The organism is Saccharomonospora amisosensis (assembly GCF_011761185.1).
GTDB lineage: Bacteria > Actinomycetota > Actinomycetes > Mycobacteriales > Pseudonocardiaceae > Saccharomonospora_A > Saccharomonospora_A amisosensis.
The window spans coordinates 1,515,346-1,541,445 of sequence record NZ_JAAOYM010000001.1 but is presented as its reverse complement, the minus strand read 5'-3'; the positions used below and the strand labels follow the sequence as shown (position 1 = coordinate 1,541,445).

At 67.8% G+C, this 26,100-nt stretch carries 17 protein-coding genes, 5 pseudogenes and 1 riboswitch; of the genes and pseudogenes, 11 read left to right on the top strand and 11 right to left on the bottom strand.

All coding sequences use genetic code 11. The features are described from left to right. Nucleotides 1-7: 7 nt before the first annotated feature. Complete coding sequence (locus FHU38_RS07535) at nt 8-955, bottom strand: trypsin-like serine peptidase (RefSeq protein ID WP_167175708.1); 948 nt, start codon at nt 953-955, stop codon at nt 8-10. Nucleotides 956-1,128: 173 nt separating this feature from the next. Next, entirely contained in the window at nt 1,129-1,977 is an 849-nt protein-coding gene (locus tag FHU38_RS07530; protein ID WP_167168138.1) for a sigma-70 family RNA polymerase sigma factor, read from the bottom strand. Nucleotides 1,978-2,143: 166 nt separating this feature from the next. Between FHU38_RS07530 and FHU38_RS07525 the strand changes: the two genes are divergently transcribed. Then, the gene (locus FHU38_RS07525; protein WP_167168135.1) at nt 2,144-2,521 is read left to right on the top strand and encodes a DoxX family protein; all 378 of its coding nucleotides are present in this window, start codon (nt 2,144-2,146) and stop codon (nt 2,519-2,521) included. A gap of 57 nt (nt 2,522-2,578) precedes the next feature. Here the strand turns inward: FHU38_RS07525 and FHU38_RS07520 are convergent, their stop codons facing one another. After that, nucleotides 2,579-4,087 (bottom strand): glutamate synthase subunit beta, encoded by a 1,509-nt coding sequence (locus FHU38_RS07520; RefSeq protein WP_167168132.1) that lies wholly within the window; start codon nt 4,085-4,087, stop codon nt 2,579-2,581. 284 nt (nt 4,088-4,371) lie between these two features. Next, the gene (gene gltB, locus FHU38_RS07515; protein WP_167175706.1) at nt 4,372-8,943 is read right to left on the bottom strand and encodes a glutamate synthase large subunit; all 4,572 of its coding nucleotides are present in this window, start codon (nt 8,941-8,943) and stop codon (nt 4,372-4,374) included. A 242-nt stretch (nt 8,944-9,185) separates the two neighbouring features. After that, nucleotides 9,186-9,347, top strand: a riboswitch (cobalamin riboswitch). Nucleotides 9,348-9,431: 84 nt separating this feature from the next. Between gltB and FHU38_RS07510 the strand changes: the two genes are divergently transcribed. The 7 genes from FHU38_RS07510 (at nt 9,432) to FHU38_RS07480 (ending at nt 18,409) form a co-directional block, all read left to right on the top strand. Then, nucleotides 9,432-10,379 (top strand): ABC transporter substrate-binding protein, encoded by a 948-nt coding sequence (locus FHU38_RS07510; protein WP_167168129.1) that lies wholly within the window; start codon nt 9,432-9,434, stop codon nt 10,377-10,379. Nucleotides 10,380-10,381: 2 nt separating this feature from the next. Continuing rightward, nucleotides 10,382-11,428 (top strand): FecCD family ABC transporter permease, encoded by a 1,047-nt coding sequence (locus FHU38_RS07505; RefSeq protein ID WP_167168126.1) that lies wholly within the window; start codon nt 10,382-10,384, stop codon nt 11,426-11,428. Further along, nucleotides 11,425-12,231 (top strand): ABC transporter ATP-binding protein, encoded by an 807-nt coding sequence (locus tag FHU38_RS07500; RefSeq protein ID WP_167168123.1) that lies wholly within the window; start codon nt 11,425-11,427, stop codon nt 12,229-12,231. The genes FHU38_RS07505 and FHU38_RS07500 overlap by 4 nt, the downstream gene beginning before the upstream one ends. Before the next feature lie 653 nt (nt 12,232-12,884). Further along, nucleotides 12,885-14,681 carry a flavin-containing monooxygenase gene (locus FHU38_RS07495; RefSeq protein ID WP_167168119.1) on the top strand — a complete coding sequence of 599 codons (1,797 nt, stop codon included), beginning with the start codon at nt 12,885-12,887 and terminating at the stop codon, nt 14,679-14,681. 6 nt (nt 14,682-14,687) lie between these two features. Next, the gene (locus tag FHU38_RS07490; RefSeq protein ID WP_167168117.1) at nt 14,688-16,460 is read left to right on the top strand and encodes an AMP-dependent synthetase/ligase; all 1,773 of its coding nucleotides are present in this window, start codon (nt 14,688-14,690) and stop codon (nt 16,458-16,460) included. Further along, a complete protein-coding gene (locus FHU38_RS07485; protein WP_167168114.1) occupies nt 16,457-17,584 on the top strand; it encodes an acyl-CoA dehydrogenase family protein in 1,128 nt (375 codons plus the stop codon). The genes FHU38_RS07490 and FHU38_RS07485 overlap by 4 nt, the downstream gene beginning before the upstream one ends. 24 nt (nt 17,585-17,608) lie before the next feature. Further along, nucleotides 17,609-18,409, top strand: coding sequence for an enoyl-CoA hydratase (locus tag FHU38_RS07480; protein ID WP_167168112.1), 801 nt, complete (start codon nt 17,609-17,611; stop codon nt 18,407-18,409). 88 nt (nt 18,410-18,497) lie between these two features. Here the strand turns inward: FHU38_RS07480 and FHU38_RS07475 are convergent, their stop codons facing one another. From FHU38_RS07475 to FHU38_RS07460, 4 genes are all read right to left on the bottom strand, one after another. Then, nucleotides 18,498-19,316, bottom strand: a complete 819-nt coding sequence (locus FHU38_RS07475) for a TetR/AcrR family transcriptional regulator (RefSeq protein ID WP_167168109.1) — start codon at nt 19,314-19,316, stop codon at nt 18,498-18,500. 89 nt (nt 19,317-19,405) lie between these two features. Next, nucleotides 19,406-20,221: an SDR family oxidoreductase gene (locus FHU38_RS07470; protein WP_208415584.1), complete on the bottom strand. Its 816-nt coding sequence runs from the start codon at nt 20,219-20,221 to the stop codon at nt 19,406-19,408. Nucleotides 20,222-20,294: 73 nt separating this feature from the next. Further along, nucleotides 20,295-21,038 carry an SDR family NAD(P)-dependent oxidoreductase gene (locus tag FHU38_RS07465; protein WP_167168106.1) on the bottom strand — a complete coding sequence of 248 codons (744 nt, stop codon included), beginning with the start codon at nt 21,036-21,038 and terminating at the stop codon, nt 20,295-20,297. After that, the gene (locus FHU38_RS07460) at nt 21,035-21,841 is read right to left on the bottom strand and encodes an enoyl-CoA hydratase/isomerase family protein (protein ID WP_167168103.1); all 807 of its coding nucleotides are present in this window, start codon (nt 21,839-21,841) and stop codon (nt 21,035-21,037) included. The genes FHU38_RS07465 and FHU38_RS07460 overlap by 4 nt, the downstream gene beginning before the upstream one ends. Before the next feature lie 207 nt (nt 21,842-22,048). Here FHU38_RS07460 and FHU38_RS07455 point away from each other — a divergent pair, with 207 nt between their 5' ends. Further along, entirely contained in the window at nt 22,049-22,960 is a 912-nt protein-coding gene (locus FHU38_RS07455; protein WP_167168101.1) for an alpha/beta hydrolase, read from the top strand. Between the two features lie 334 nt (nt 22,961-23,294). Here the strand turns inward: FHU38_RS07455 and FHU38_RS27210 are convergent. Both FHU38_RS27210 and FHU38_RS07445 read right to left on the bottom strand, forming a co-directional pair. Next, a pseudogene (locus FHU38_RS27210) lies at nt 23,295-23,420 on the bottom strand (IS3 family transposase); the annotation flags it as partial. Nucleotides 23,421-23,430: 10 nt separating this feature from the next. Beyond that, nucleotides 23,431-23,899 (bottom strand): annotated as a pseudogene (locus FHU38_RS07445) (IS5 family transposase); the annotation flags it as partial. A 116-nt stretch (nt 23,900-24,015) separates the two neighbouring features. On the opposite strand from FHU38_RS07445, the pseudogene FHU38_RS07440 reads away from it, so the two are divergent. After that, nucleotides 24,016-25,298, top strand: a pseudogene (locus tag FHU38_RS07440) (ISL3 family transposase). Nucleotide 25,299: 1 nt separating this feature from the next. After that, nucleotides 25,300-25,767: pseudogene (locus tag FHU38_RS07435) on the top strand (IS5 family transposase); the annotation flags it as partial. Between the two features lie 25 nt (nt 25,768-25,792). Here FHU38_RS07435 and FHU38_RS28235 read toward each other — a convergent pair. Beyond that, a pseudogene (locus FHU38_RS28235) lies at nt 25,793-25,939 on the bottom strand (IS701 family transposase); the annotation flags it as partial. Nucleotides 25,940-26,100 lie beyond the last annotated feature (161 nt).

Genomic DNA, 26,100 nt, shown 5'->3' with positions numbered 1-26,100 from the left:
CGGGCGGCTACGCCGACTGTGCCTCCTCGTACAGCGCCTGTGCGTCGGAGCCGAAGTAGGGACCGAACATGTAACCGGGCAGGACGCTGTAGCCGAAGCTGTTGACCGATGCCTGCACGCCGGTGCCGCTGGATTCGTCGAAGTCGAGGAACCACGGTCCTCCGCTGGAGCCACCGGTCATGTCGCAGCGCATACCGTGGTCGTCGCTGAGCAACGGGTCGGTGAACGTGGCACCGCCGCAGTGGATCAGCGCACTGCCGTCGTAGGGGTCGGCGGCCGGATATCCGAAGGCGTACATGTCCTGATCGCGCGGCTGGTTGAACGCCACACCCTGCCCGCCGACCACGTCGGTCAGGCGCTGGCCGTTGACCGGCTCCACCACCGCCGCGCCGACGTCGTAGTTGATGTCCTCGTTCGCCTCCCACTGCGGGGTGGTCAGGGTGGCACTGGCCGCCCACTCGCCGAAGGGTGCTGTCCCCTCGTCGTATCCGGGCACGAAGATCCAGTCGGTGTGCCAACTGCCCTGGTACTTCACACAGTGGCCGGCCGTCAGCACCACGCTGCGATTGGCGCTGGTGACCGCGTTGCCGCTGCAGGAGGCGGGCGAGCCGTCGAAGGTGAAGAACACCCTGCCCGCTGTCCGGGTGACCTCGCCCCCGCCCGTCCACGGCTCTCCCGAAGTCGGGTAGGCCAGCGCAGCGACCCCGGGCACGACCTGGGCGTCGCCTGCCGGGACGTCCGCGGCGGGTGCCCGGGAGGTCAGCAGCTGGTCAAGCGGTGTCGCGGCACGCATCCGATCCGACGTCCAGTAGTCGGTTACGCCAGCCGCACTGTCCAATGTGTGCACCGCGACGGCTGCGGGCTCCGCGAGGGCGGGGTTGGCCGCTGCCGTCATGGATACCGTCAACAGCGTCGCGGAAAGGGCAACCACGGACCGCAGCCACGCTCGCTTCATCATGCCGCCTCTCGCCGAACTCGATCGAAGGTAATTAACCAACCATCAGTACGGCTTGGCAATCAGCCAACCGGCCCTGGGTGGAAGCGGCTGAACGGACCCACCACGGCTGCGGCGAACGCGCGTGGCCCGGCTACGCCACCCGGCCGTTGCCCACGAGTCCGGCGGCCAGGTCAAGCTACGGCAGCCAGTGACGCCGCGCCGGGCTGGTAGGGAATGATCTCGACCCTCACGACGAGTCCGGCTTGGACCTCGAAGTGCACGAACGCGTATGGGTGGCCGCCAGGCGCGATCAGCGCACCGGGGCGGCGGTGGACAAGGACCGGCACCGCTGCCGCGATCCGGTCGGCGAAAGCCCTGGTTTCCTCTGCGACTGCCCTGGCTCCGCGGACCTCAACGCGTGCGCGGGCGGGGAGCAGCAACGGATCGGCCGTGCGGACGGCATCAGGAGCCAGCAGCGTGACGAGCCTTGTGATGTCACCATCTCGCGCGGCCACCAGGAAAGCCTCGATGATCTCGAAATGTTCGGCGCTGTGGCCACCCTCGCCTGGTCGGGCACCGCGGAGTCGCTCGCGGGCACGGCTGGCCAGCTTCTTCGCCGAGGCAGGGCTGGTGTCCAGCACGTCGGCGATCTGGGCGAACGGCACGGCGAAAAGATCGTGCAGTACGAAGGCCACCCGCTGGCTCGGCGAAAGCTCGGCAAGCAGCACCAGCAGCGCCCTGGACACATCTTCGCGGCGCAGGTACGCCTCGTCGGCACTCACCTGTTCGGTGGGCAGTTCGCTGGACAGCAACGGGAGTTCGCCACGTCGCTCGCGGATCCGTAGCTGATCGAGGCACAACCGTGTGGTCACCGTGGTGAAATAGCCGGCCGGATTGGCCAACTCGGCCAATCCGGTGTCCTGTACGCGCAGCCACGCGGACTGGACCACATCCTCGGCATCGTGATGCGAGCCGAGTATCCGATACGCCAGTGATACCAGCCGGGGCCTTGCCGCCTCGAACTGTTCGACCAGTTCCACGGGTTGGTCACCTTTCCCACGTGCGCAGCGTCGAGACAAGTGAAACAGCGATACCCGATGAGTACACGCGTGAGGAGACAGCCATGAGCGTACCGATCGTCAGATCCGCGGGGAATGCCGATGCGGTCCTCGGCCGCCACGGAGCCCGGCAGGGCAAGCCGGGGCGGTGCTCCGGTTGAGCGCGGTGCTCGCGACCGGGCTACTGGTCGCCACCCTGCTGTGTATCGCCGCGAACACTTTCGAAGTCGTCGCGAAGGCGGTCAGCGCGAAGTTCGTGGTGCGCAACTCCGCCGAGGTGGGAGTCGGCCGCGAATGGATCCGCTACCTCGCGGTCGCTGAGGCGGCTGGGGTCGCCGGGCTTGTTCTCGGCCTGCTCGGTCCGCGGCTCATCGGGCTCGCCGCCGCGGTTGGGCTGGTGCTGTACTTCATCGCAGCGGTCGTCACCCACATCCGGGCACGGGTGTTCCACAACATCGCCTTCCCCGTGGCGTTTCTCCTCCTGGCTGCCGCGGCTCTCGGGCACTTCGCGTGGTCGGCAGGCTGACCCTTCCTGGCTCCGCGGTCAGCGGCACGAGTGGCGTGCAGGACTCAGGCAGTGGGTTCACACGGCCGCGAGCGGCAGCGCCGTCGGGTGCACGGGTGCGGGTAGGTCCGAGGAGCCGGTGAGGCAGCTGTCCACCGCATGCGCGGCTGACCTGCCCTCCGCGATCGCCCACACGATCAGCGACGCGCCCCGGTGCGCGTCGCCACACACGAACACTCCTGGCGCGTCGGTCTGCCAGTCGGTGCCGCAGGAAAGCGTGCCCCGCCCGGTGAGCTTCAGCCCGAGGTCGTCGAGCAGCCTCATGTGCTCCACGCCCTCGAACCCGATCGCGAGCAGTACCAGGTCGGCCGGAACTTCTTCTACTTCCTCGCTTGTGGGCACCACCTGGCGTCGCCCGGTTCCCGGGTCCTTCTCCACGCGCACCTTCTGCAACTCGATGCCGCGCACCCGCCCCTCCTCGTCGCCGAGGAAGCGCTTCACCGCGACGGCGAACAGCCGCTCCCCGCGCTCCTCGTGCACCGGGTAGGTGCGCAGCAGGTAGGGCCAGGTGGGCCACGGCGAGCGGTCGTCGTCGCGAGTGGACGGCGGTTGCGGGTACTGGTCGAGCTGCGTCACCGACAGCGCACCCTGCCTGGTGGCGGTGCCGTAGCAGTCCGCTCCGGTGTCGCCGCCACCGATGATGACGACGTGCCTTCCGGCCGCGTCGATCTCTGCAGGCCCGTCGCCCTCGCAGAACCGGTTGGCGGGCACCAGGTAGTCCATCGCGAGATGCACACCCGCCAGCTCACGACCCGGCGTTGCGGTGTCGTCCCTTCCGCGCAGCGCGCCAACGGCGAGCACCACCGCGTCGTAGCGTTCCCGCAACTCCTCCACCGTGAGGTCCACGCCGACCTCGCAGCCGGTGACGAACGTGGTGCCCTCCTCCCGCAACTGGGCGAGCCTGCGGTCGAGCACCTTCTTCTCCATCTTGAACTCGGGAATGCCGTAACGCAGCAGGCCGCCGAGCCGGTCGTCCCGCTCGAACACGGTCACCTCGTGTCCCGCCCTCGTGAGCTGCTGCGCGGCGGCCAGCCCCGCAGGCCCAGAGCCAACCACCGCCACCTTCTTACCCGTGGCGGCCGCGGCCCGCTCCGGCCGGGCATATCCCGATTCCCACGCCTGCGAAGCGATCGTCTCCTCGACGCGTTTGATGGCCACCGCTCCGCCGGAAGCCGGGGAAATGGCCAGCACGCACGCCGACTCACACGGCGCGGGGCAGAGTTTGCCGGTGAACTCGGGGAAGTTGTTGGTGGCGTGCAGCCGCTCACTGGCCTGCTCCCACTCGCCTCTGCGCACCAGGTCGTTCCACTCCGGAATGAGGTTGCCCAGCGGGCAGCCCGCACCGCCGGAATGGCAGAACGGGATACCGCAGTCCATGCAGCGCGTCGCCTGCACCCGCACCTGCCGGTTGCGCTCCTCCGGGTCCAGGTCGGCGTACACCTCGCGCCAGTCACGGGCTCGTTCGTCCCTGGGTCGCTTCGGCTGTTCGACGCGCTCGTGGTCGAGGAAACCGGTCGGGTCAGCCACGGGCCGCCTCCAGTGTCCTGTGGGACACCCTCCCCTGCTGTGGCCCAACAACCTGCCACAGCGGGGGCCCACCCCGGTCGGCACCCGCGGCCACCGCTACGCAAGCTCCGCCATTCTCAGCCACGGGCTGCCTCAGTGCCTTGTGGGACACCCACACCCGATCGGCACCCGCGGCCACCGCTACGCAAGCTCCGCCATTCTCAGCCACGGGCTGCCTCAGTGCCTTGTGGGACACCCACACCCGATCGGCACCCGCGGCCACCGCTACGCAAGCTCCGCCATTCTCAGCCACGGGCTGCCTCCATGATGGCCTCGTCGATGTTCCTTCCCTCCGCCTTCGCGGCGTTGGCGGCACGCAGCACCCGCTGGTAGTCCTTGGGCATCACCTTCGTGAACGCCGCGCCGCGGCGCGGCCAGTCGCCCAGCAGCGACGCGGCCACCGCCGAGCGGGTCAGCTCGTAGTGCCGCCGCACGATCCCCTTCAGCCATGCCAGGTCGTCCGCCTCGGGCGCGAGCAAATCCACCATCGCCTCGTTCACCTGGCGCTTGTCGAGGTCGAGCACGTACCCGATGCCGCCGGACATGCCGGCTGCCAGGTTGCGGCCGGTCTTGCCGAGCACGACGGCCCTGCCACCGGTCATGTACTCGAACGCGTGGTCACCGACGCCTTCGGCCACGAGCAGCGCACCGGAGTTGCGTACCCCGAAGCGTTCGCCGACCTGGCCCCGGATGAACAGCTCACCGCTGGTGGCCCCGTATGCGATGGTGTTGCCCGCGATCACCTGTCCCTCCGCGTCGAACGGTGAATCGGGATGCGGCCGCACCACGATGCGTCCACCGGAAAGGCCCTTACCGACATAGTCGTTGGCGTCGCCCACCAGCTCCAGCGTCACGCCGGGCGGCAGGAAAGCACCCAGTGACTGGCCTGCCGAACCGGTGAGCAACACCCGGATCGTGTCGTCGGGCAGACCCGCCCCGCCGTACCGCCTGGTGATCTCCGAACCGAGCAGCGTGCCCACGGTGCGGTTGACGTTGCGCACGGGCAGTTCCAGGCGCACCGGGTGCGCGTCCTCCAGCGCGGCCTCGGCGAGCTGGATCAGCGTGCGATCAAGCGCGTGTTCCAGTCCGTGGTCCTGCTCGCGGGTCTTGCGCCGCGCGCCGCCGTACGGCGTGTGCGACGGCATCCGGAAGATCGGCGCTAGATCGAGCCCCTGTGCCTTCCAGTGCTCCACGGCACGGTCGACGTCCAGCATGTCCGCCCTGCCGATCGCCTCGTCCAGCGAACGGAAGCCGAGCTGCGCCAGGTACTCGCGCACCTCCTGCGCGACGAACCGGAAGAAGTTCACCACGTGCTCGGCCTGGCCGGTGTAACGCTTGCGCAGGTCCGGGTTCTGCGTCGCCACGCCCACCGGGCAGGTGTCCAGGTGGCAGACCCGCATCATGACGCAGCCTGCCACCACCAGCGGGGCGGTGGCGAAGCCGTACTCCTCCGCACCCAGCAGCGCGGCGATGACGACATCGCGCCCGGTCTTGAACCCGCCGTCCGCCTGCACCGTGATGCGGTCGCGCAGACCGTTGAGCAGCAGCGTCTGCTGCGTTTCCGCCAGCCCGATCTCCCACGGCGTGCCCGCGTGCTTGAGCGAGTTCATCGGCGAGGCACCCGTGCCGCCGTCGTGGCCGGAGATGAGCACCACGTCGGCGTGTGCCTTCGACACCCCGGCGGCCACGGTGCCGACACCGAGCGTGCTGACGAGCTTGACCTGCACTCGCGCCCGCTCGTTGGCGTTCTTGAGGTCGTGGATGAGCTGGGCCAGATCCTCGATCGAGTAGATGTCGTGGTGCGGTGGCGGCGAGATCAGGCCCACACCCGGCGTGGAGTGCCGGGTGCGTGCGATCCACGGGTAGACCTTGTTCGGCGGAAGCTGGCCGCCCTCGCCCGGCTTGGCGCCCTGCGCCATCTTGATCTGGATGTCCTCGGCGTTCACGAGATACTCGCTGGTGACACCGAACCGGCCGCTCGCGACCTGCTTCACGGCACTGCGCCGCTGCGGGTCGTACAGCCGCTCCGGGTCCTCACCGCCCTCGCCGCAGTTGGACTTGCCACCGATGGCGTTCATCGCGATGGCCAGCGTCTGGTGGGCCTCCATCGACAGCGCGCCGTAGGACATGCCGCCGGTGTTGAACCGTCGCATGATCGACTCGATCGGCTCGACCTCGTCGATCGGCACGGGCGGACGTTGGCCGGTGCGCAACGAGAACAGCCCTCGCAGCACACCGCCTTCACGGTTGAGCCGGTTCACCTCGTCGACGTAGGCCCGGTATGCCTCGTCGCGGCGTGACTTGCTCGCGTGCTGCAGCAGGAACACGGTTTCGGGGGTGAACAGGTGGAGTTCGCCCTCGCGCCGGTAGGCGTACTCGCCGCCGCTGTCGAGGCCACGGTGCACCCGCTCGGTGGGGTTGTCCGGGTACGCGCGCCGGTGCCGCATGGCGACCTCCTCGGCGAGCACGTCGAGGCCGACGCCGCCGAGTTTGGAGACGGTGCCGGTGAAGTACTCGTCCAGCAGTTCCTGCGACAGTCCCAGCGACTCGAACACCTGCGCCGCCGTGTAGGCGCCCACGGTGGAGATGCCCATCTTGGACATGATCTTCAGCACGCCCTTGACGAGCGCGTCGACGTAGTTGCGCACCGCCCTGGCGGATTCGACACCCGTGATGGCGCCCTGCGCGACCATGTCCTCGATCGTCTCGAACGCGAGGTAGGGATTGACGGCCGCCGCTCCGTAACCGAGCAGCAACGCGATGTGGTGTACCTCGCGGGCGTCGCCGGTCTCCACCACAAGCGCGACCCGCAGCCGTTCCTTGGTGCGCACCAGGTGGTGGTGCACGGCCGAGACGAGCAGCAGCGAAGGGATGGGTGCCATCCGGTGATCGGAGTCGCGGTCGGAAAGCACCAGCGTGCGCGCCCCCGCGGCGATCGCCTCGGACGCCTCCCTGCGTACCCGCTCGATCGCATCGGCGAGCGCGGGACCACCACCGTCCACTTCATACAGTCCGGACAGAACGGTGCAGGCGAACCCGGGAAGGTCGCCGTCGTCGTTGATGTGGATGAGCTTGGCCAGCTCGTCGTTGTCGATCACCGGGCTGGGCAACTGGATGTGCCTGCACGACGCGGGTCCTGGCTGCAGCAGGTTCTGCTCAGGACCCATGATCCGGCTCGTCGACGTGACCAGTTCCTCGCGGATCGCGTCCAGCGGCGGGTTCGTCACCTGCGCGAACCCCTGCTTGAAGTAATCGTAGAGCGACCGCGAGCGTTTGGACAGCACCGAAGGCGGTATGTCCGACCCCATCGAACCCACCGGCTCGGCGCCCTTGGCAGCCATCGGAGCGAGCAACACCTTCAGCTCCTCCTCGGTGTAGCCGAAGGCGAGTTGGCGGCGCAGCACGGAGGCATGCGACTGCGTGATGTGGTCACGGTCGCGCAACTCCGACAGCGAGAGCAACCCGGCGTGCAGCCACTCCTCGTACGGCGCCTCCGCCGCGAGCCGGGACTTGATCTCGTCGTCGTTGACGATACGGCCCGCGTCGGTGTCGACGAGGAACATCCGGCCGGGCTTCAGCCTGCCCTTGGCGATTACCTGCGACGGCGGCAGGTCGAGCACGCCCGCCTCGCTGGCCAGCACCACCCGGTCGTCGGCGGTCTGCCACCAGCGGGCCGGCCGCAGCCCGTTGCGGTCCAGCACGGCACCGACCAGCGTGCCGTCGCTGAAGGCCACGCTGGCGGGGCCGTCCCACGGTTCCATCAGGCTGGCGTGGAACCGGTAGAACGCCCTGCGCTCGGAGTCCATCGTGGCGTGGTTCTCCCACGCCTCCGGGATCATCATCAGCACCGCGTGCGGCAGCGAGCGGCCGCCGAGGTGCAGCAGTTCCAGCACCTCGTCGAAGGAGCCGGAGTCGGAGCCCTCCTGCGAGCAGATCGGGAAGAGCCTGCTGAGGTCTCCTGGAATCAGGTCGGACTCAAGCAGCGCTTCCCTTGCCCGCATCCGGTTGCGGTTGCCCCGGATGGTGTTGATCTCGCCGTTGTGCGCCACGTAGCGGTAGGGGTGCGCCAGCGGCCACGAAGGGAACGTGTTGGTGGAGAACCTGCTGTGTACCAGTGCGATGGCGCTGCTGAGCCGCTCGTCGCGCAGGTCGGGGAAGAACTTCGGCAGCTGCACCGGCGTCAGCATGCCCTTGTAGACCAGCGTACGTGCCGAAAGCGAAGGGAAGTAGGTGCCGCAGCCCGCCGCCTGGCTCTCGTGTTCGGCGCGCTTGCGCAGCGGGTACACGAGCCGGTCCAGCTCCAGCCCGCTCGGCAGCACGCCGTCGGCGTCGGCTGTTCCGGCGACGAACAGCATCGCGATGTGGGGCATCACCGAGCGCGCCGTCGGGCCGATGTCGGCGGTGTCCGCGTCGACCGGCAGCTCACGCCAGCCGAGCACCCGGAGGTTCTCCTCGGACGCGATCCGCTCGACCAGGCCGACCGCCTTGCTGCGCTGCTCGGCGTCGGTGGGCAGGAACACCAGGCCCGCGGCGTAGTGGTGCGAGCCGAACGCGTCCGGCGAAGGCAGGTCGATCCCGGACTCCGCACGAAGGAACTCGTGCGGCAGCTGCAGCAGGATGCCCGCCCCGTCGCCGCTGGTGGGCTCTGCGCCCGCGGCGCCACGGTGGTCGAGATTCGTCAGCGCCGTCAGCGCGTCGGTGACGATGTTGTGGGAGCGTACCCCTCGGACGTGGGCGACCATGGCCACACCGCAGGAATCCTGTTCCGTTACAGGGTCGTAAAGACCCTGCTGAGCCGGAATCGCGGAGAAGATCAATGGGACCTCCTGCGTCGTCTTCGTGCTCGGTTTGTGCTGCGCACGGGACGACGATGGCCCGCTCATTAGCGCGACCTTAACATCTGGGAAACGTGGGAGCACCGGTTCGAAGTGCACATTCCGCCCACGCGACCGTAACAATCTGGCTGCGGAGAACGGCGATGTTCTTGATGTTTTGGGCGCCTTGCCCGACTGGCGCACGGACTGTGCACTACCGGTGATTTGTCCTATGGAGTCTACCCGAATTTCGCGGCCTGGTAGCGTCCTTCGACGCGAGCGGGAGCGAAGTCCGGTGTGAATCCGGCGCTGTGCCGCAACTGTGATGGGACCCGTTGTGCCGGTACGAACACGTGCCGTGACAGCGGGCCTCGAGCCAGGTCGCCTGCCGCTCGCGCTGACGCCACCCGCCTCCGGCGCAGGGGTGCGGCGTCCGCGATCGCGGCCCGCGGTCCCGGCGCGGCCCGCGCCGGCCGACCAGTCGAGGTTCCATGTTGCCTTCCAGCCGGCGCCTGTGGGCGCTGTTGCCACTGTTACCGCTGTTGCTGTTGTTCGCCCTCGCCGGCTGCGCCGAGCGGGAGGAGCCCGCATCGGCCTCGGCAGGGGGTGGGAACGGCTTCCCGGTCACCCTTCGTCCCTCGGGTGCGCCCGAGGTCACCCTCGAGGCGGCGCCCGAGCGCATCGTCTCGCTGTCACCTTCCACGACCGAGACGCTGTACGCCGTCGGCGCGGGCGAGCAGGTGGTCGCGGCCGACGATCAGTCCACCTACCCCGAGCAGGCGCCGCGCACGTCCCTTTCCGGGCTCAACATCGACCCGGAGGCGATCGCCTCCCACAACCCCGACCTGGTCATCGTCGAGTCCGACCTGGAGAACAAGCTTTCGAAGGCGCTGGCGAAGACCGGCACCAAGACGCTGGTGCTTCCCGCACCCGCGACGCTGCGCGACGCCTACACGCAGTTCGAACTCGTCGGCAAGGCCACCGGTCACGCCAAGGAGGGGGCCGAACTCGCGCGCCGTACCGAGGCCGAGATCAGCAAGCTCGTGGCCGACACACCGAAAACCGAGCTGAGCTACTACCACGAGCTGGACCCCAGCTTCTACAGCGTCACCTCGGCCACCTTCATCGGCGGGGTCTACGACCTGTTCGGGCTGCGCAACATCGCCGACCAGGACGACCCCAACGCGCTCGGCGGCTACCCGCAACTCTCGGCGGAGCACATCCTGCGCGCTGACCCGGACCTGATCTTCCTCGCCGACACCAACTGCTGCGGGCAGAGCGCGGACACGGTCGCCGAGCGGCCCGGCTGGGACACGCTGACCGCCGTCAGGCAGGGCCGCGTGGTCGCGGTGGGCGACGACATCGCCTCGCGCTGGGGTCCCCGGCTCGTCGACTTCGTCCGCACCGTGTCGTCCACCGTGCGCGACGCCGGCCGGTAGCCGTGCTCAAAGCTCGTTCCCGCCCGGCCACGACGAGGCTGCGGCCACGGACTGTGCTGCTCGCGCTGCTCGCGCTGCTGTTCACCGTGGTGTTCGCCGTCGTGGTCGGGGCGGGTGAGCTCGGCTGGCAACGCGTCCTCGCCGAGATCGCCGCCCAGGTCAGCGGCGGCGTGTCCCCGCTGTCGGAACGCGAGGCCGCGATCGTGTGGCAGCTGCGGGTGCCGAGGGTGCTGCTCGCTGGTCTCGTCGGCGCGGCACTGGCCGGTGCGGGTGCGGCGTTCCAGGGCGTGTTCCGAAACCCGCTCGCCGACCCGTACCTGCTCGGCGCGGCGGCGGGCGCCGGGATGGCCGCGACGGTGGTCATGGTGTTCGCCCCGGCCGTCACCGGCTGGCTGATCGGGCCGCTGCCGCTTGCCGCGTTCGCGGGCGCGCTCGCCGGTGTGGGGTTGAGCTGGGCCGTCGGGCGGTCGGCGGGTGGTTCAGGAACCGCGACACTGCTGCTGGCGGGCGTGGCCGTAACGGCGTTCCTGACCGCGATCCAGACCTTCGTCCAGCAACTCAACACCGACACGATCAAGCAGGTCTACACGTGGACGATGGGCGGGCTCAACGTCAGCAGCTGGCGCGACCTGCTGCTGGCGCTGCCCTACGTCGTGCTGGCGGCCGTCGTGCTGCTGGCATCGGCCCGGCTGCTGGACGTGCTGGCGCTCGGCGACGCGGAAGCGGCGTCGCTCGGGGTCCGGCCCGGCCGGGTGCGGCTGCTGCTGCTCGCGGCGGCGTCGCTGGCCACCGCCGCCGCGGTGGCGGTCAGCGGGCTGATCGGGTTCGTCGGGATCGTCGTGCCGCACATCGTGCGGCTGCTGGCGGGATCGAGCTACCGGGTCATCGTGCCGCTGGCGCTGATCGGTGGTGCGGTGTTCCTGATCCTCGCCGACCACGTGGCGCGCACGGTGTTGCCGGGAGAGCTGCCGCTGGGTGTGGTCACCGCCTTCGCGGGCGCGCCGTTCTTCGCGATCGTGCTACGCACATCGAGGGGACGGCTGCCGTGACCGCGGTGTGGCTGCGCGGGGTGTCCGCGGGCTACGGGGCCGATCCGGTGGTGCGCGAGGTGTCGGCGGAGATCGAGCCGGGTGGCTGGCTGGCGATCGTGGGTCCCAACGGGGCGGGCAAGTCCACCCTGCTGAAGGCGATCGCCGGACTGGTGCGGCACGGTGGCGAGATAACGCTGCACGGCACGGCGAGCGATGCGCTGACCCGGCGCAGGCGAGCGAGGCTGCTCGGCTACGCCCCGCAGAACCCGATCCTGCCGGACGGCCTCACCGTCACCGACTACGTGCTGCTGGGCCGCACGCCGCACCTGGGGCCGCTGGCCAAGGAGGGCGCGACCGATCTGGCCATCGTCGAGGAATCGCTGGCGAGACTGGACCTGCGGCGACTGGCGAGCCGCAGGCTGCGCACGCTGTCCGGCGGCGAGCGGCAGCGCGCCGTGCTGGCCAGGGTTTTGGCACAGCGCACCAGCCTGCTACTGCTTGACGAACCAACGTCCGGATTGGACATCGGGCACGCTCAGGTGCTGCTGGACCGGCTCGACCGGTTGCGCCGCGAGGACGGCACCACCGTGGTCACCACGCTGCACGACCTGACCTTCGCCGCGCAGTACGCCGACCGGCTGCTGTTACTGGACTCCGGTGGGGTTGCCGCGCAGGGTCCGCCTGCCCAGGTGCTGACACCACAGGTGCTGCGGCGGCACTACCGCGCGACCGTGGAGGTGCTGACCACCGCCGGCGGCCACCCGGTCGTGGCCCCCGTACGCGGCGATGGCGAGGGGCTGGGCGGCGAGCCTTCCGGGTAACCCGCAGGAACACAAGCGGTGGTGATGATGTTGCTGAGGCGCGAGGGGCCGCTACGGTAGCGCCGGAATTCCCTGCATCTGGTCGGGGGTCGGCGGGCGAAGCCGGTACCGTGCTCACGTCCCGGTCGCACGGGCGCCGAATGTCCACAGTGTCAACCTGTCCGGAGTCATCACCTTGCCCGGCTCAGCCCGGCGGATGGTCCGCGGCAGTGCCCGGCGCCGTGACCGGTATGTGGGGCCGTCCCGACCGCAGCGCTTCGATCCGGGCAAGCCGGTGACGGAGCCGGCGGTGGCCGCGCCTTTGGCCGCTTGCTGACGGGTTCGTCGATGCCCGCGCGCACACGCGCCGACGGGCGCGCCTTCGTCGGGCTTCCACTTGCAAGCCGGACCCACGACGCCGGTAGCGGCGACCGCCGTACCGCCGGCGCGGAAGTCGGCATTGCCCCGAGATTGGCTGGGCGCGCAATCAGGCTCGCTTCCTGGTACTACACAACTCCGGTATTGATCGGACCACTGATTGCCGAAGTTGGCCGCCCAGTATGCGCTGCTCAGCGGACATGTCGGATCAGAAAGCTAGCAAACACTACCTTGACGAAGTAGTGCTTCATACCTACAGTGTGATCACCATTTCAACGCAGCGATGGGAGCAGCCGATGACCACGGACGAGCTGGGATTCGATCCGGAGGAACTGCGGCGCAAGTACCGGCAGGAGCGGGACAAGCGCATGCGTTCCGACGGCTACCGGCAGTACGTCGATGTCTCCGGGAAGTTCGAGACCTACGACGACGACCCGTACGCCGAGCCCATGGTCGAGCGCGAGCCGTTGACCGACGAGGTCGACGTCGTCATCGTCGGTGGCGGGATGTCAGGGCTGCAGGCAGGTGCGCGGCTGCGCGATGCCGGCATACCGCGCATCCGCATCATCGACCGGGCCGCGGACGTCGGCGGCACCTGGTACTGGAACCGGTACCCGGGCATCCGGTGCGACGTGGATTCCTACATCTACCTGCCGCTGCTGGAAGAGACCGGCGCGATGCCAACCGAGAAGTACGCCAAGGGCGCGGATATCCTCGCGCACTGTCAGCGGATCGCACGGCACTACGACCTTTACTCCGACGCCGCACTGCAGACCAGGATCACCAGCATCACCTGGGACGAGGACTGCCTACGGTGGATCGTCCGCACCGATCGTGACGATGCCATGAAGGCCCGGTTCGTGGTGCTCGGTAGCGGTCCACTGAACCGCCCCAAGCTGCCCGGCATTCCCGGCCTCGACACCTTCACCGGCCATGCGTTCCACAGCGCTCGGTGGGATTACGCCTACACCGGCGGTGACCCTGATGGCAATCTGACCGGACTGCGGGGGAAGCGGGTCGGGATCATCGGCACCGGCGCGTCGTGTGTCCAGATCGCACCCCGCGTCGCGGAGTGGGCCGAGCATCTGACCGTCTTCCAGCGCACCCCGTCGGCCGTCGACGTGAGGGACAACCGGCCGACCGACCCGGAGTGGGTCAAGAGCCTGACGCCGGGATGGCAGAAGCGGCGGATGGTGAACTTCGACTCGATCATGATCGGTATTCCGCAGAACGAGGATCTGGTCGCTGACCGCTGGACGGACGTGTGGGGCAAGCTCGCGGTGTGGGCCAGCAGCAAGGCGGCGGTGGTCGAGACCGATCCGCAGGCACTGATGCAGCTCGCCGACTTCGAGAAGATGGAGGAGATCCGAGCTCGGGTGGACTCGATCGTCGAGGACCCGGCCACCGCCGAGGCGCTCAAGCCGTACTACAACCTGTTCTGCAAGCGGCCCCTCTACAGCGACGAGTTCCTGCAGACCTTCAACCGGCCCAACGTGACGCTCGTCGACACCGACGGGCGCGGCGTGGACCGCATCACCGAGACGGGAGTCCAGGTAGGCGACGACGTCCATGAAGTCGACTGCCTCATCTACGCCACCGGATTCAACGTCGGCGCCCCCGCCTATGAGTCCGGCGGATTCGAGGTGTTCGGCCGCGGTGGCGTGAACCTGGCCAAGGACTGGGCCGACGGGGTGCACTCATTGCACGGCATCTACAGCAACGGGTTCCCGAACATGTTCGTGATCGGTGGCATCACGCAGGCCGCGGTGACGATCAACTTTCCGCATATCCTCGGTGAGCAGGCTGCCTTCGTGGCACAGGTCATCAAGCGCTGCATGGCCGACGGCATCGCCGCCATGGAGATACGCCAGGAAGCCGAACAGCGCTGGGCCGAGATCATGGCCAGCAAGGCCGTCGATCGCGGGCAGTTCGAGCGTGAATGTACGCCCGGCTACTACAACAACGAAGGTCTTGACGATCGCCCGAGCCTGTTCGGCCGGACCTACGGCGGCGGCCCCTTCGAATACCTCCAGATCTGCCACGAATGGCTCGCCACCGATTTCGAGCGCGACACCGACCTGATCCTCGACTGATCGCCCATGCCCAGTCACCCACCCACCCTGCTGCACGCCCTGAGGGCCACGGCTGAGCGAATCCCGGACACGGTCGCCGTCCGCGACCTCGCCGGCGAGACGTCCTGGACCTGGCGCGAGCTCCGGTCCGCGGCCATCGAACTGGCACGCGGACTGCACGAGCTCGGTGTCCGAGCCGGCGACCGGGTCGGCCTGCTGCTGTCCAACCGGCCTGAGTTCCACCTCGTCGACCTGGCCGTCGCGAGCGTGGGCGCGATCCCGTTCTCGATCTACACCACATATGCGCCGGAGCAGATCGAATTCGTCCTGAAGGACTCCGGCGCCACGGCGATCGTCGTCGAGCAGGCCCTGCTCGGTAAGGCCATGGCCGCGTGGCACAACGTCCCCGACGTGCGGGACATGATCGTCGTCGACGGCGAAGCCCCCACGGAGGTCCACGCGCTCGCCGACGTCGCCCGAGCGGGGCAGGACAGCGACTTCGACGTCGACGGCCTGGTCCGCACGCTGGACGCCGACACCCTGCTGACGCTGATCTACACCTCGGGGACGACAGGGGATCCCAAAGCGGTCGAGCTCACCCACGGCAACATCGCGGCCGCCGCGCTGGCATGTGACGGCCGGATCCCCTGGCCCGACGGTTCGCGGGTGATCAGCTGGCTGCCGGCGGCGCACATCGCCGAGCGGATCGCCCACCACTACCTGCCGATCATCTTCGGTGCGGAAGTGACATGCTGTCCCGATCCGAAGCTGATCTCGCAGTACCTGCCCCAGGTGCGCCCCACCTGGTTCTTCGCGGTTCCCCGAGTCTGGGAGAAGATGAAGGCGGGACTGGAGGCGATGCTGTACGCGTTGCCTGGCGAGCAGGGCGCTCATGCCAAGACCGCGGTACGCGAGGCGGTCCGCAAGGTCCGTCTCGAACAGTCCGGTGAGCCGGTCCCGCCCGACCTGGCCACCGCCGTCGCCGCCGCGGACGGCGCGCTTTTCGCGGGCATCCGCGCGAAACTCGGCCTCGACGCGGCACACACCCTCAACGTGGGGGCCGCGCCGACGCCACCGGACGTGCTGGAGTTCTTCCACGCGATAGGGCTTCCGGTATCGGAGTTGTGGGGGCTGAGCGAGTCAACGAGCGCGGGCTGCTCCAACCCGCCGGACCGGATCAAGATCGGGACCGTCGGAATCGCCGCGCGCGGCGTGCAGATCCGGCTCGCGGACGACGGCGAGATCCTGCTCCGCGGCGGGGTGGTGACGCGCGGATACCGCAACCGTCCCGAGCTGACGGCGGAGACGATCGTGGACGGGTGGTTACATACCGGAGACATCGGGAGCATCGACGAAGACGGCTACCTCAGCGTTGTCGATCGCAAGAAGGAACTGATCATCAACGCGATGGGCAAGAACATGTCGCCCGCGATGATCGAGTCCCGGCTCAAGGCCGCCTCACCGCTGATCGGGCAAGCCTGCTGTATCGGAGACGGGCGGCCGTACAACACGGCTCTGATCGTGCTGGACGCGGATGCCGCGCCCGCCTGGGCGAAAAACCACGGAATCGTCCCCGGCGACCTGGTCACGCTCGCCGGGGACGAGCGCATCGTGGCGGCCGTCGAAGCCGGGGTCGAGGCGGCGAATACCCGGCTCGCGCGGGTCGAACAGATCAAGAAGTTCACGATCGTGCCCGGCGACTGGCTGCCCGCGGGGGTCGAGTTGACCCCCACGATGAAACTGCGGCGCGGTCCGATCGCCGCCAAGTACGCGGAGGTCATTGAGGCGATGTACGCGTGAACGAAGAACTGGCTGCGGTCCGGGATCTGGCCAGGAAATTCTTCGAGCGGGAGGTCTCGCCGCACGAGGAGCGCTTCGCCCGGCAGGGCTATCCGGACCGCGATCTCTACCGTCGTGCGGGCGACCTGGGCCTGCTCTGCATGTCGATCCCGAAGGAGTACGGCGGGGGAGGTGGAACTTTCGCCCACGAGGTAGTCCTGCTGGAAGAGCAGGCCCGGGTAGGTAACAGCGCGCTGCAGTTCTCGGTACACAGCGGGATCGTTCCGCACTACCTCCTGGCGTACGGATCGGCGGAACAGAAGGCTCGGTGGCTGCCGAAGCTCGCCAGCGGCGAGTGGGTCGGTGCGATCGCGATGACTGAGCCGGGCGCCGGCTCGGACCTGCAAGCGATCTCCGCGCGGGCGGTCCGCGACGGGGACGAGTACGTGATCAACGGCGCGAAGACGTTCATTTCGAGTGGGCGAACCTGCGATCTGCTGATCATCGCGGCCAAGACGGACCGCGAGCTGGGTGCCAAGGGAATCTCCTTGATCGTCGCGGAAGTATCCGGCGAGGTGCCGGGGTTTCGGCGTGGGAGGGTCCTCCGCAAGATAGGGCAGCAGGGCCAGGACACCACCGAGTTGTTCTTCGACGACCTGCGGGTTCCGGTCGCGAATCTGCTGGGTCCGGTGGAAGGGAAGGGCTTCGCCCAGCTCATGCGGCAACTGCCGCAGGAACGGCTCATCTGCGCGGTGAACGGCGTGGTGGTCACCGAGCGCGCCGTCGACCTGGCTCTGACGTACGCCAAACAACGCGAGATGTTCGGACAGCGGCTTTTCGATCTGCAGAACACGAAGTTCGAGCTGGCCGAATGCGCGACGATCGCACGTGTCGCGCGCACGTTTGTCGATGAATGCGTGGAGCGTCATGTTCGTGGCGAACTCGACAGCACGACCGCTGCCATGGCCAAGTACTGGGTAACCGATCAACAATGCGCGGTCGTCGACCGATGCCTGCAACTATTCGGTGGGTACGGCTACACCACCGAGTTCCCGATCTCACAGATCTTCCTCGACAGTCGCGTGCAGCGGATTTACGCGGGTGCGAACGAAGTGATGAAAGAGCTCATAGCCAGGTCCCTCTGACGCGGATGACGAAGGAACACCTGCATGCCCATCGTTACCGAACACCCCGCCGGCCTGCGGCTGGAGCGTCACGGAAGCGCGCTCCATCTGGTGCTTGACCGACCCGGCAGCCTCAACGGACTGACGACCGAGCTGATGAGCGTGCTGGCCGACCAGATCGACCAGATCGAATACGACGACGGCGTGCGCGTGCTGGTGCTGACCGGTGCGGGCCGGGCGTTCAGCTCGGGCGCCGACGTGAGCGGCATGGCAGATGCTGACGGCGCGGTCCGGCTCGACGGCACCGCGATCGATGCCGCCAACCGCCTGGTGCTCGCGCTGCGCCGGGTAGGCAAGCCCGTGGTGGCAGCGGTGAACGGAGTCGCGGCCGGCGCGGGCTGCTCGATCGCGCTAGCCTGCGACCTGGTCATCGCGAAGAGCTCGGCGTACTTCCTGATGGCGTTCGCGAACATCGGTCTGATGCCGGACGGCGGGGCGACGCTCTTGCTCCCCGCCGCGATCGGGCGGGCCAGAGCCATGGAGATGGCGATGCTTGCCGAGCCGATCCCTTCGGCCACCGCAGCAGACTGGGGACTGATCAACCGGGTGGTCGCGGACGACGAGTTCGATTCGGCCGTCGCAGGACTGACGGATCGGCTGGCGTCGGGTCCCACCCTGTCGTACGCGGCGCTCAAACGGGCGATCAACGATGCGTCGCTGGCAGCCCTGACCGCGGCAGTGGATCGGGAACGCGCAGGCCAGGTCGCGCTGCTTCGCACCAAGGACTTCTCCGAGGGGGTCTCGGCCTTCCTGGAGCGCCGCCGGCCGGACTTCTCGGGTCGCTAGCGCGAAGCCACAGGCACCGTCGCCTTGTTTGCTGTCGTTGCGGTGTGGTGGGCTCGTACGCCGAGGGACGACTGGGGCTGCCGCGGGGTCAGTGCGCCGACCGGGTCGCCGCGCGCAGTCGTTCGAGTTCCAGCTCGGCCCGCACCGCGCGGCCCTCGGCCTCCGCCAGGCGGTCGAGGAGCTGGTTCAGCAGAAACGGGCTCATGGCACTGTCCTCACCGCGTGCGCTACCGGCCGGGGCGGCATCCTGCGCCGCCACCCCGTGGCTGATCAGCCGGACCATCTCGTCGGTGATGACCTCGTCCGAGGGCCTGGCGGCGCCGGGGGGAAGCAGCCAGTCCGAGAGCAGGGCCATCCCCATCACCATCGCCGTCGCGACCCGGACTGTCAGCTTGGCGTCCTCGCTGGTCTGCAGGCCCCGGCGCATGCTCTCCACCTGCGCCTGGGTATCCATCCTGCGCAGCAGCGCGTCGAAGTTGGGCCGTTCCGCGTCCACCGAGCCAGCATGGAACTCATGTGCCGCCAGCAGTGCCAGCACCAGCTCACGGTGCTCCGACACCAGGGCGTACATCGGGGTGACGAAGCTGCGCACCAGTCCCACGGTCGTCGCAGGCTCGTCCACCTGCTTCTGCCACTCCTCCAGGTAGGAGGAGATGGCCTCGTTGAACGGTGAGAGCACGGCCGCCTCGAACAGACCTGCCTTGGAGCCGAACCGGCGGTAGATCGACGGCTCGTGCACGTTGGCCAACTTCGCGATCTCGCGACCGCTGGTACCGGCGTAACCCTTCGAACCGAACAGTTGCTGGGCGGCATCGAGGATGAGCGCATCGACCTCAGAGGAGCGTCGGCGCTGGCGTTGTGGCCTACCTTCGCCCTTGGTGAGCTGGTCCGTTTCGGATACGGACATTGGGTTGTGCACCTCCAGCTGGCTGACACCACCACCTTAGCATGCCATCGCTAGCTAGCCTTAGCTAGCAACCTTGCGCGTGTCGTCATTCAACTGTCCCGGGCGATCGCCTGGTTGAACAGGCCCGCGCCCCCGAGTTCCAGTCCGCCGTCCACCACGATCCGGGCGCCCGTCACGTAGGAGGCGAGCGGTGAACACAACACGACCGCCATCGCGCCCACCTCATCCGGCGCGCCGTGCCGCCCGAGCGCGACCATCTGGTTCCACGTCGCGGCACTGGTGACCCCGGCGAGGCGCTTCATTCCCTCGGTGCCGGTGATCGGCCCCGGCACGATTACGTTGCATCTGATGCCGTGGTGGCCCCATTCCAGCGCCAGTGCCCGGATGAGGTTGTCGACGCCGGCCTTGGCCGCCCCGACGTGAGACTGGTGCATGAACGGCATGTGAGCTTGCCCGCCGGATACCGCGAGCACACTACCGCGAGTTTGCTTCAACTGGTCGAAAGCGGCGTGGGCCGTGTGGAAGGTACCGAGAAGGTCGATCTCGACTACTGCGCGGAACCCGTTGCTGCTGATCGCCTCGGCCGGTGCCGCGAAGTTGCCGGCCGCACCGCAGACCAGTACGTCGGCGGGGCCCACCTCGGCCAGGCTCTTCGCGAGCGCATCCCGTACCGCGGCGGGGTCGCGAACATCGGCGACGGCGGTGCACACCTGCCCGCCGAAGCCCTTCAGTTCGGCTGCCGCCTCGTCGAGGCGGCTGGCGGTTCGCCCGCAGATCGCGATGTTCGCACCGACGGCGGCGAAGCTCTTCGCGATGCCGAGATTGACACCGCTGCCACCTCCGGTGATGAAGACGGTCTTGTTCCGGAACAGGTCGCGCGGCAAGTACGCAGCCGAAGTGGGCACGCTCAACGTCCTTTCAGGTGTCGCCGCACCAGGGGTCAACCGCAAGCCAAGCGCGCGAGCGCTCGCTGGCCAGCTACCAGCTGGTGTATCCGCCGTCGACGGGAATGGCCGCCCCGGTGAGGAATGGCGACTCGTCCGATGCGAGGAACAGTGCCAGTGCCGAGATCTCCTCAGGACGCCCCATCCGGCCCATCGGCGTCATCTGCTTCGCACCCTCGATGGCTTCCGGCGCCGCCTCTCCCATCTTGCGCACCAGCGGGGTGTCGATCAGCCCGGGGCAGATCGCGTTGACCCGGACGGCCATTGGTGCGCCCTCGATCGCGCCGACCCGGGTCAGCTGCACTACCCCACCCTTGCTTGAGCAGTACGGCGCCATCGTCGGCGTCGCGATCAGTCCCCCGATGGAGGACATATTGATGACGGACCCGCCGCCTCGCTGGGCCATGGCAGGGAAGGCATGTTTCATAGCGAGGAAGGTGCCCATCAGATTGACGTCCATAACGCGCTGGAAGAGCGACGAGTCGTAGTTTTGCAGGGGTGTCCGCGCACCATCGATTCCCGCGACGTTAGCCAGGATGTCGACACCGCCGAAGCTGCTGACGCACGCCTCGATCATCGCCTGGACCTGCCCCTCGTCCGACACGTCGACGGAGAATGCCGCCGCTCCGTCGCCGAGCGTGTCGGCGACTTCCTTCTCCGCGCCGCTGAGGTCGGCGACCAGCACCTTGGCACCCTCACGGTGGAAGGCCACCGCGACCGACTTGCCGATACCCGATCCGCCACCGGTCACGATGGCTACCTTGCCGTTGAGCCTCATCGCCGTGTCACCTTCACCTTCGTCGGCTTGCCGTCCCGATCGCGCAGCGGCGGCGGCCCATTCCGCAGGAAGCCGTCGACACCGTCCCGGAAGTCCCGGGTACCGATGAGCTGGGCGACCTCGGTTGCCGTGATCTCATCGGCCGCTTGAGTTCCGCGCTCCTGCTGGACGCGGACGATCTTCTTGGTCAGCGCGTGGGCCGCTGCGGGGCCCTCCGCGATCCGGGCTGCGACGTCCTGAGCCGAGCGCGCGAATCCGTCGTCCGGCAGGACCCAGTTCACAACACCCCACCCGTGCAGCTCTGAAGCGCCGTACAACTCCCCGGTCATCACCAACTCGCGCGCCCGGGCCGGTCCGGCCAGCGCGGTGAGGCGCTGTGTTCCGCCCATCGCCGGAGTCAGCCCGACCGCACGCTCGACCAGCCCGAAGCGCGCCGACCGAGCCGCGACGATCAGGTCACAGGCGAGCGCGAGTTCGAACGCCGCTGTGAGGCAGAGCCCGTGTGCGGCGAAGACCGTGGGCACCGGGAGCGACTCCACTCGCCGGGAGATGGTGAGCAACCGGCGGAACAGCAGCTCCGCGGCGGCGGCATCAGCCAGCGCATCGAACAGCCGCACGTCGACACCGCCGCTGACGACCCTGCCCGCCGCCCGGAGGAGTACGCCCGCGCCCGGGCGCGCCTCAACCGCACTCAGGGCAGTCTCCAGCGCCGTGATCAGGGCCTCGTCGAAGAGGTTCAGCGGTGGTGAGCGCAACTCGACGATGGTCAGCGGGCCGTCGCGGTCCACTGTCACCTGCGACATCACCGGAAGGCTCCTTCGGCTCGGCGTGAGTACAGACGATTCCAGCCGCAACCCATCCGGCTAGCATCCGCTAGCTAATATTTGTAGCGTAAGTAGTCCATCGTGCACAAGGTCGCGTCAGAGCATTGACCGTTAAGCTAGCGCTGAATATCCTCCTAGCCAGCTTCAACTACCCTCTATGGATATCGAGCCAAAGGCAGGTCAACGATGACGGACCGGATGGAAGCGATACTCGCCGAGCTGAAGGCCATGCTCGACAACCCGCCTACGACGGTCGAGGGGTTCCGTGACGGCTGGGCCTCGCTGATGGACAAGGTGATGTCGGGTCTGGAGCCGGTGCCCGATGTGCGCCGGCTGGCCGTCGACGCGGGCGGGGTCGACGGCGCCTGGTTCGAGCCTGCGGACCCGGTTCCCGGCCGCACCGTCGTCTTCCTGCACGGGGGTGGTTATGCCTTCGGGTCCACCGACACGCACCGCGACTTCATCGCCCGCATCGCCGTGGCTTGCCGCGCCCGTGTACTTGCCCTCGACTACGGACTCGCCCCGGAGAGGCCCTACCCGGCAGGCGTGGACGACGTCACAAAGGCGTATCGGTGGCTGCTGTCGGAGGGCCAGAACCCGGCCGCCGTGGCGATCGTCGGTGACTCAGCCGGCGGCGGTATGACGCTGGCGGCGCTCGTCCGGCTGCGCGACATGGGTGTCCCACTGCCCGCGGCCGCCGCGACCGTGTCGGCCTGGCTCGACTTCGAGGCGTCCGGTGATTCCATGGAAACCTGCGCTGACGTCGACCCCTTCATCAACCGCGAGGTCGTGCTCATGGTCGCGCAGATGTACCTGCAGGGGACCTCGGCCAAAGACGCTTCGCCGCTGTACGCCGATCTGCGCGACCTACCGCCCCTGTTGCTGATCGCGGGCGGGAATGAAGTACTCGTGGACGACACGCGCCGCTTCGCCGCAGCGGCAAGGCAACAAGGCGTACCGGTTCAGCTCGAGGTCTACGACGGTCTCTACCACGACTTCCCACTCTTCGAGCCAACGACGGCGGACGGTAAGGACGCCATCTCCCGTATCGCCGGATTCCTCGGAACGCATTGCGGAGATCTGGCCGGATCGAGCTGAGGTTTGTCGCGTAATCCGGTGTGGAGCGAGTTGCACTGGTAGTTGAACATGGTGTGGCAGGCGGTCTCGGCGTCACGGTCGGCGTGTATTGCCCAATTCACGGGTTGGAACCAGGTCATTTCCGCAAGCTGGTGGCGCCCGGGTCGCCAAAACGGCCTGGCCTGGCGGATCAGGTGCTACCGGTCACGGCCTGCTGGGGGACAAGCCTGACGATGATGCGTCCCGGGTCTGGTGCAGGTGTTGGTATGCCGCGGATTTCGTGGAGTTCGTTGATGGGTTTCATGCTTCGACGGTTTCGTTCTCGAACCCTATCGGAGTCAGCCATCCCAGCCCGGCTGTGGCGGCGTTGGCGGTTGCGCCAGATCTCGAGGTACTCGAAGATCGCGTCGGCCAGCTCGACCCGAGTGCACCATCGGCGGCGGTCGAGCAGTTCGACCTGCATGCGCGACCAGAATGACTTAGAGAGTGTCTCATTTGGTGAGTTTCTTGTAGCAGGTGATGGCTGCGCCGAGTGTGAGGAAGGCGAGGTAGTGGCTGGGTTTGCGTTCATATCGGATGGTCAGGCGGCGGTAGCCGGTCAGCCAGGCGATCGTTCTTTCGATGACCCAGCGGTGGCGGCCGAGTTTCTCGGTGGTTTCGATGCCTTTGCGGGCGATGCGCGGGATGATCTGGCGCTGGCGGAGCCAGTCGCGTAGGGCGGGGATGTCGTAGGCCTTGTCGGCGTGGAGTTTGGCCGGTTTCCGTCGTTGTGGTCCCCGGCGGGCGCGGATGGCGGGGATCGCGTTGACCAGGGGCTTGAGGGGCGTGGCTGTCGTGGGTGTTGGCCGCGGAGATGGCGACGGTCAAGGGCAGACCGGCCCGGTCGGACAAGGCGTGGATCTTCGAGCCGGGTTTGCCGCGGTCGACCGGGTTCGGTCCGGTCAGAGATCCCCCTTTTTTTCGGCTCTTTGTACTGATGTGTGGGTAGTTTGCTCAGGTAGTAGAGGGGGCACGTCGTTGCTGGGTCTAGGTTTCTGAGCTGTCGAGGAACAGAAACCGGATAGACGGAGAACGACGTGCCCGGTGTCAGGGTATGGGGTCGGCTGCTGGGCGTGAACACAGCGGTCGTGGAGTTGGTGGAGTTCGATGAGGCCGAGCAGGTGCTGGTGGCCGCGGTGCGGGTCCGGCGGTGGGATCGTGACCGGTGCGGGGTGTGTCGTCGGCGGTGTCCGCGCTATGACGCGGCCGGGGCCGGCGTCGATGGCGTGCGCTGGACCTGGGAACCGTGCAGGCGTTCGTCGAAGCTGCCGCATCCCGGGTGCGGTGTCGTGAGCACGGGATCGTGGTCAGCGCGGTGCCCTGGGCCCGGCACGGCGCCGGGCATACCCGCGCCTTCGATGACACCGTCGCCTGGCTGGCGACCGCGACGTCGAGGTCCACGGTCCAGCAGCTGATGCGGATCGCCTGGCCCACCGTGGGGGCGATCATCACCCGGGTCCGGGCCGATATCGACGCCCGGGTTGATCGGCTGGCCGGGCTGCGCCGGATCGGGATCGACGAGATCAGCTACAAGAAGAACCACCGGTATCTCACCGTGGTGGTCGATCACGACACCGGACGGCTGGTATGGGCAGCGCCGGGCAACGACAAGCCCACGCTGGCGGCGTTCTTCGAGTTACTCGGCCCCGACCGGTGCGCGCAGATCACGCATGTGTCTGCGGATGCGGCGGCCTGGATTGCCCGCACCGTGGCCCAGTACTGCCCGGACGCAACCCGCTGCGCTGACCCGTTTCACGTGGTCAAGTGGGCCACCGACGCGCTGGACCAGGTACGGCGTCAGGCATGGAACACCGCGCGCCGTCAGCCCGGCGGCAGCAATAAGGACCGGCGCGGCCGGCGGGCCTCGGCCGGTGCCGCACAAACCATGAAACGAGCACGATGGGCGTTGTGGAAGAACCCGGAAAACCTCAACGATCACCAACGCCACAAGCTTGCCTGGATAGCCAAAACCGACCCCCGCCTCTACCGCGCTTACCTGCTCAAAGAAGGACTCCGGCACGTCTTCGCAATCGGTGGCGAAGCCGGTAAAGAAGCGTTGCAACGCTGGCTGTCCTGGGCGGCACGATGCCGAATACCCGAGTTCACCAAACTCGCCCGCACCATCCGATCCGAGCTCGCCGCCATCCACGCGACGCTCGACCACGGCCTGTCGAACGCGCTGATCGAATCGACCAACACCAAGATCCGGCTGCTGACACGACTGGCCTTCGGATTCAAACACCCCGACGCCCTCATCTCCCTCGCACTTCTGGCCCTCGGCGGCTACCGCCCCGAACTACCGGACCGCACCCACACATAGATCAACAGAGCCAAAAAAAGGGGGATCTCTGACCGGTCCCAGCCCCGTTGACCGGGGCAAACCGGGCTCGAAGATCCACGTGGTGTCCGATCGCGGCGGGCTGCCGCTCACGGTCGCGATTTCCGCCGCGAACACTCACGACTCGCACGCACTCAAACCCCTGGTGATGGCCATCCCGGCGGTGAAGTCCCGCCGCGGCCCCCGGCGGGGCCGGCCGGCGAAGCTGCATGCGGACAAGGCCTACGACCAGCGCGCGCTGCGACACTGGGTCAGAACGCAAGGCATCTGCGTGCGGATCGCCCGCAAGGGCATCGAATCCGCCGAGAAACTCGGCAAACACCGGTGGGTGATCGAACGGACGATCGCCTGGCTGACCGGATGCCGGCGCCTGACCCTGCGCTACGAACGCAAAGCCGCACACTTCCTCGCCTTCCTTCAACTCGCAGCCGCCGTGACCTGCTGGAAAAAAAACTCCGAAAACTTACCACATGAGACAATCTCTTACGCGCGCCCTCGGTCAACAAACCCCGCACGTACAGCTCACCCTTGGCCCGCTGATCCGACCGCGCCAGCCCACCCAACATCTCCGCAGTGAACTCCACCAGCCGTGGACGTATCCGCTCAATCTGTTCCGGAGTCACCACAACAGTCAATCACCCTCCACAATAGATGGGCAAAACGACACGCCGACACCTAACAAAGTACTACTAAGATCCACAACTGGAAAAAAACCCAACGAAGTGTTCACCGAACTCTTCGAAACGGATGCTTCCACCACCTGAACTCGCCGCCGACTCACCAA

Excerpts from the sequence above, each read along its gene's own strand:
- FHU38_RS07495 (WP_167168119.1), top strand. The coding sequence starts at position 12,885 with ATGACCACGGACGAGCTGGGATTCGATCCGGAGGAACTGCGGCGCAAG.
- FHU38_RS07510 (WP_167168129.1), top strand. The coding sequence starts at position 9,432 with ATGTTGCCTTCCAGCCGGCGCCTGTGGGCGCTGTTGCCACTGTTACCG.
- FHU38_RS07460 (WP_167168103.1), bottom strand. The coding sequence starts at position 21,841 with ATGTCGCAGGTGACAGTGGACCGCGACGGCCCGCTGACCATCGTCGAG.
- FHU38_RS07490 (WP_167168117.1), top strand. The coding sequence starts at position 14,688 with ATGCCCAGTCACCCACCCACCCTGCTGCACGCCCTGAGGGCCACGGCT.
- FHU38_RS07455 (WP_167168101.1), top strand. The coding sequence starts at position 22,049 with ATGACGGACCGGATGGAAGCGATACTCGCCGAGCTGAAGGCCATGCTC.
- FHU38_RS07465 (WP_167168106.1), bottom strand. The coding sequence starts at position 21,038 with ATGAGGCTCAACGGCAAGGTAGCCATCGTGACCGGTGGCGGATCGGGT.
- FHU38_RS07535 (WP_167175708.1), bottom strand. The coding sequence starts at position 955 with ATGAAGCGAGCGTGGCTGCGGTCCGTGGTTGCCCTTTCCGCGACGCTG.
- FHU38_RS07480 (WP_167168112.1), top strand. The coding sequence starts at position 17,609 with ATGCCCATCGTTACCGAACACCCCGCCGGCCTGCGGCTGGAGCGTCAC.
- FHU38_RS07475 (WP_167168109.1), bottom strand. The coding sequence starts at position 19,316 with ATGTCCGTATCCGAAACGGACCAGCTCACCAAGGGCGAAGGTAGGCCA.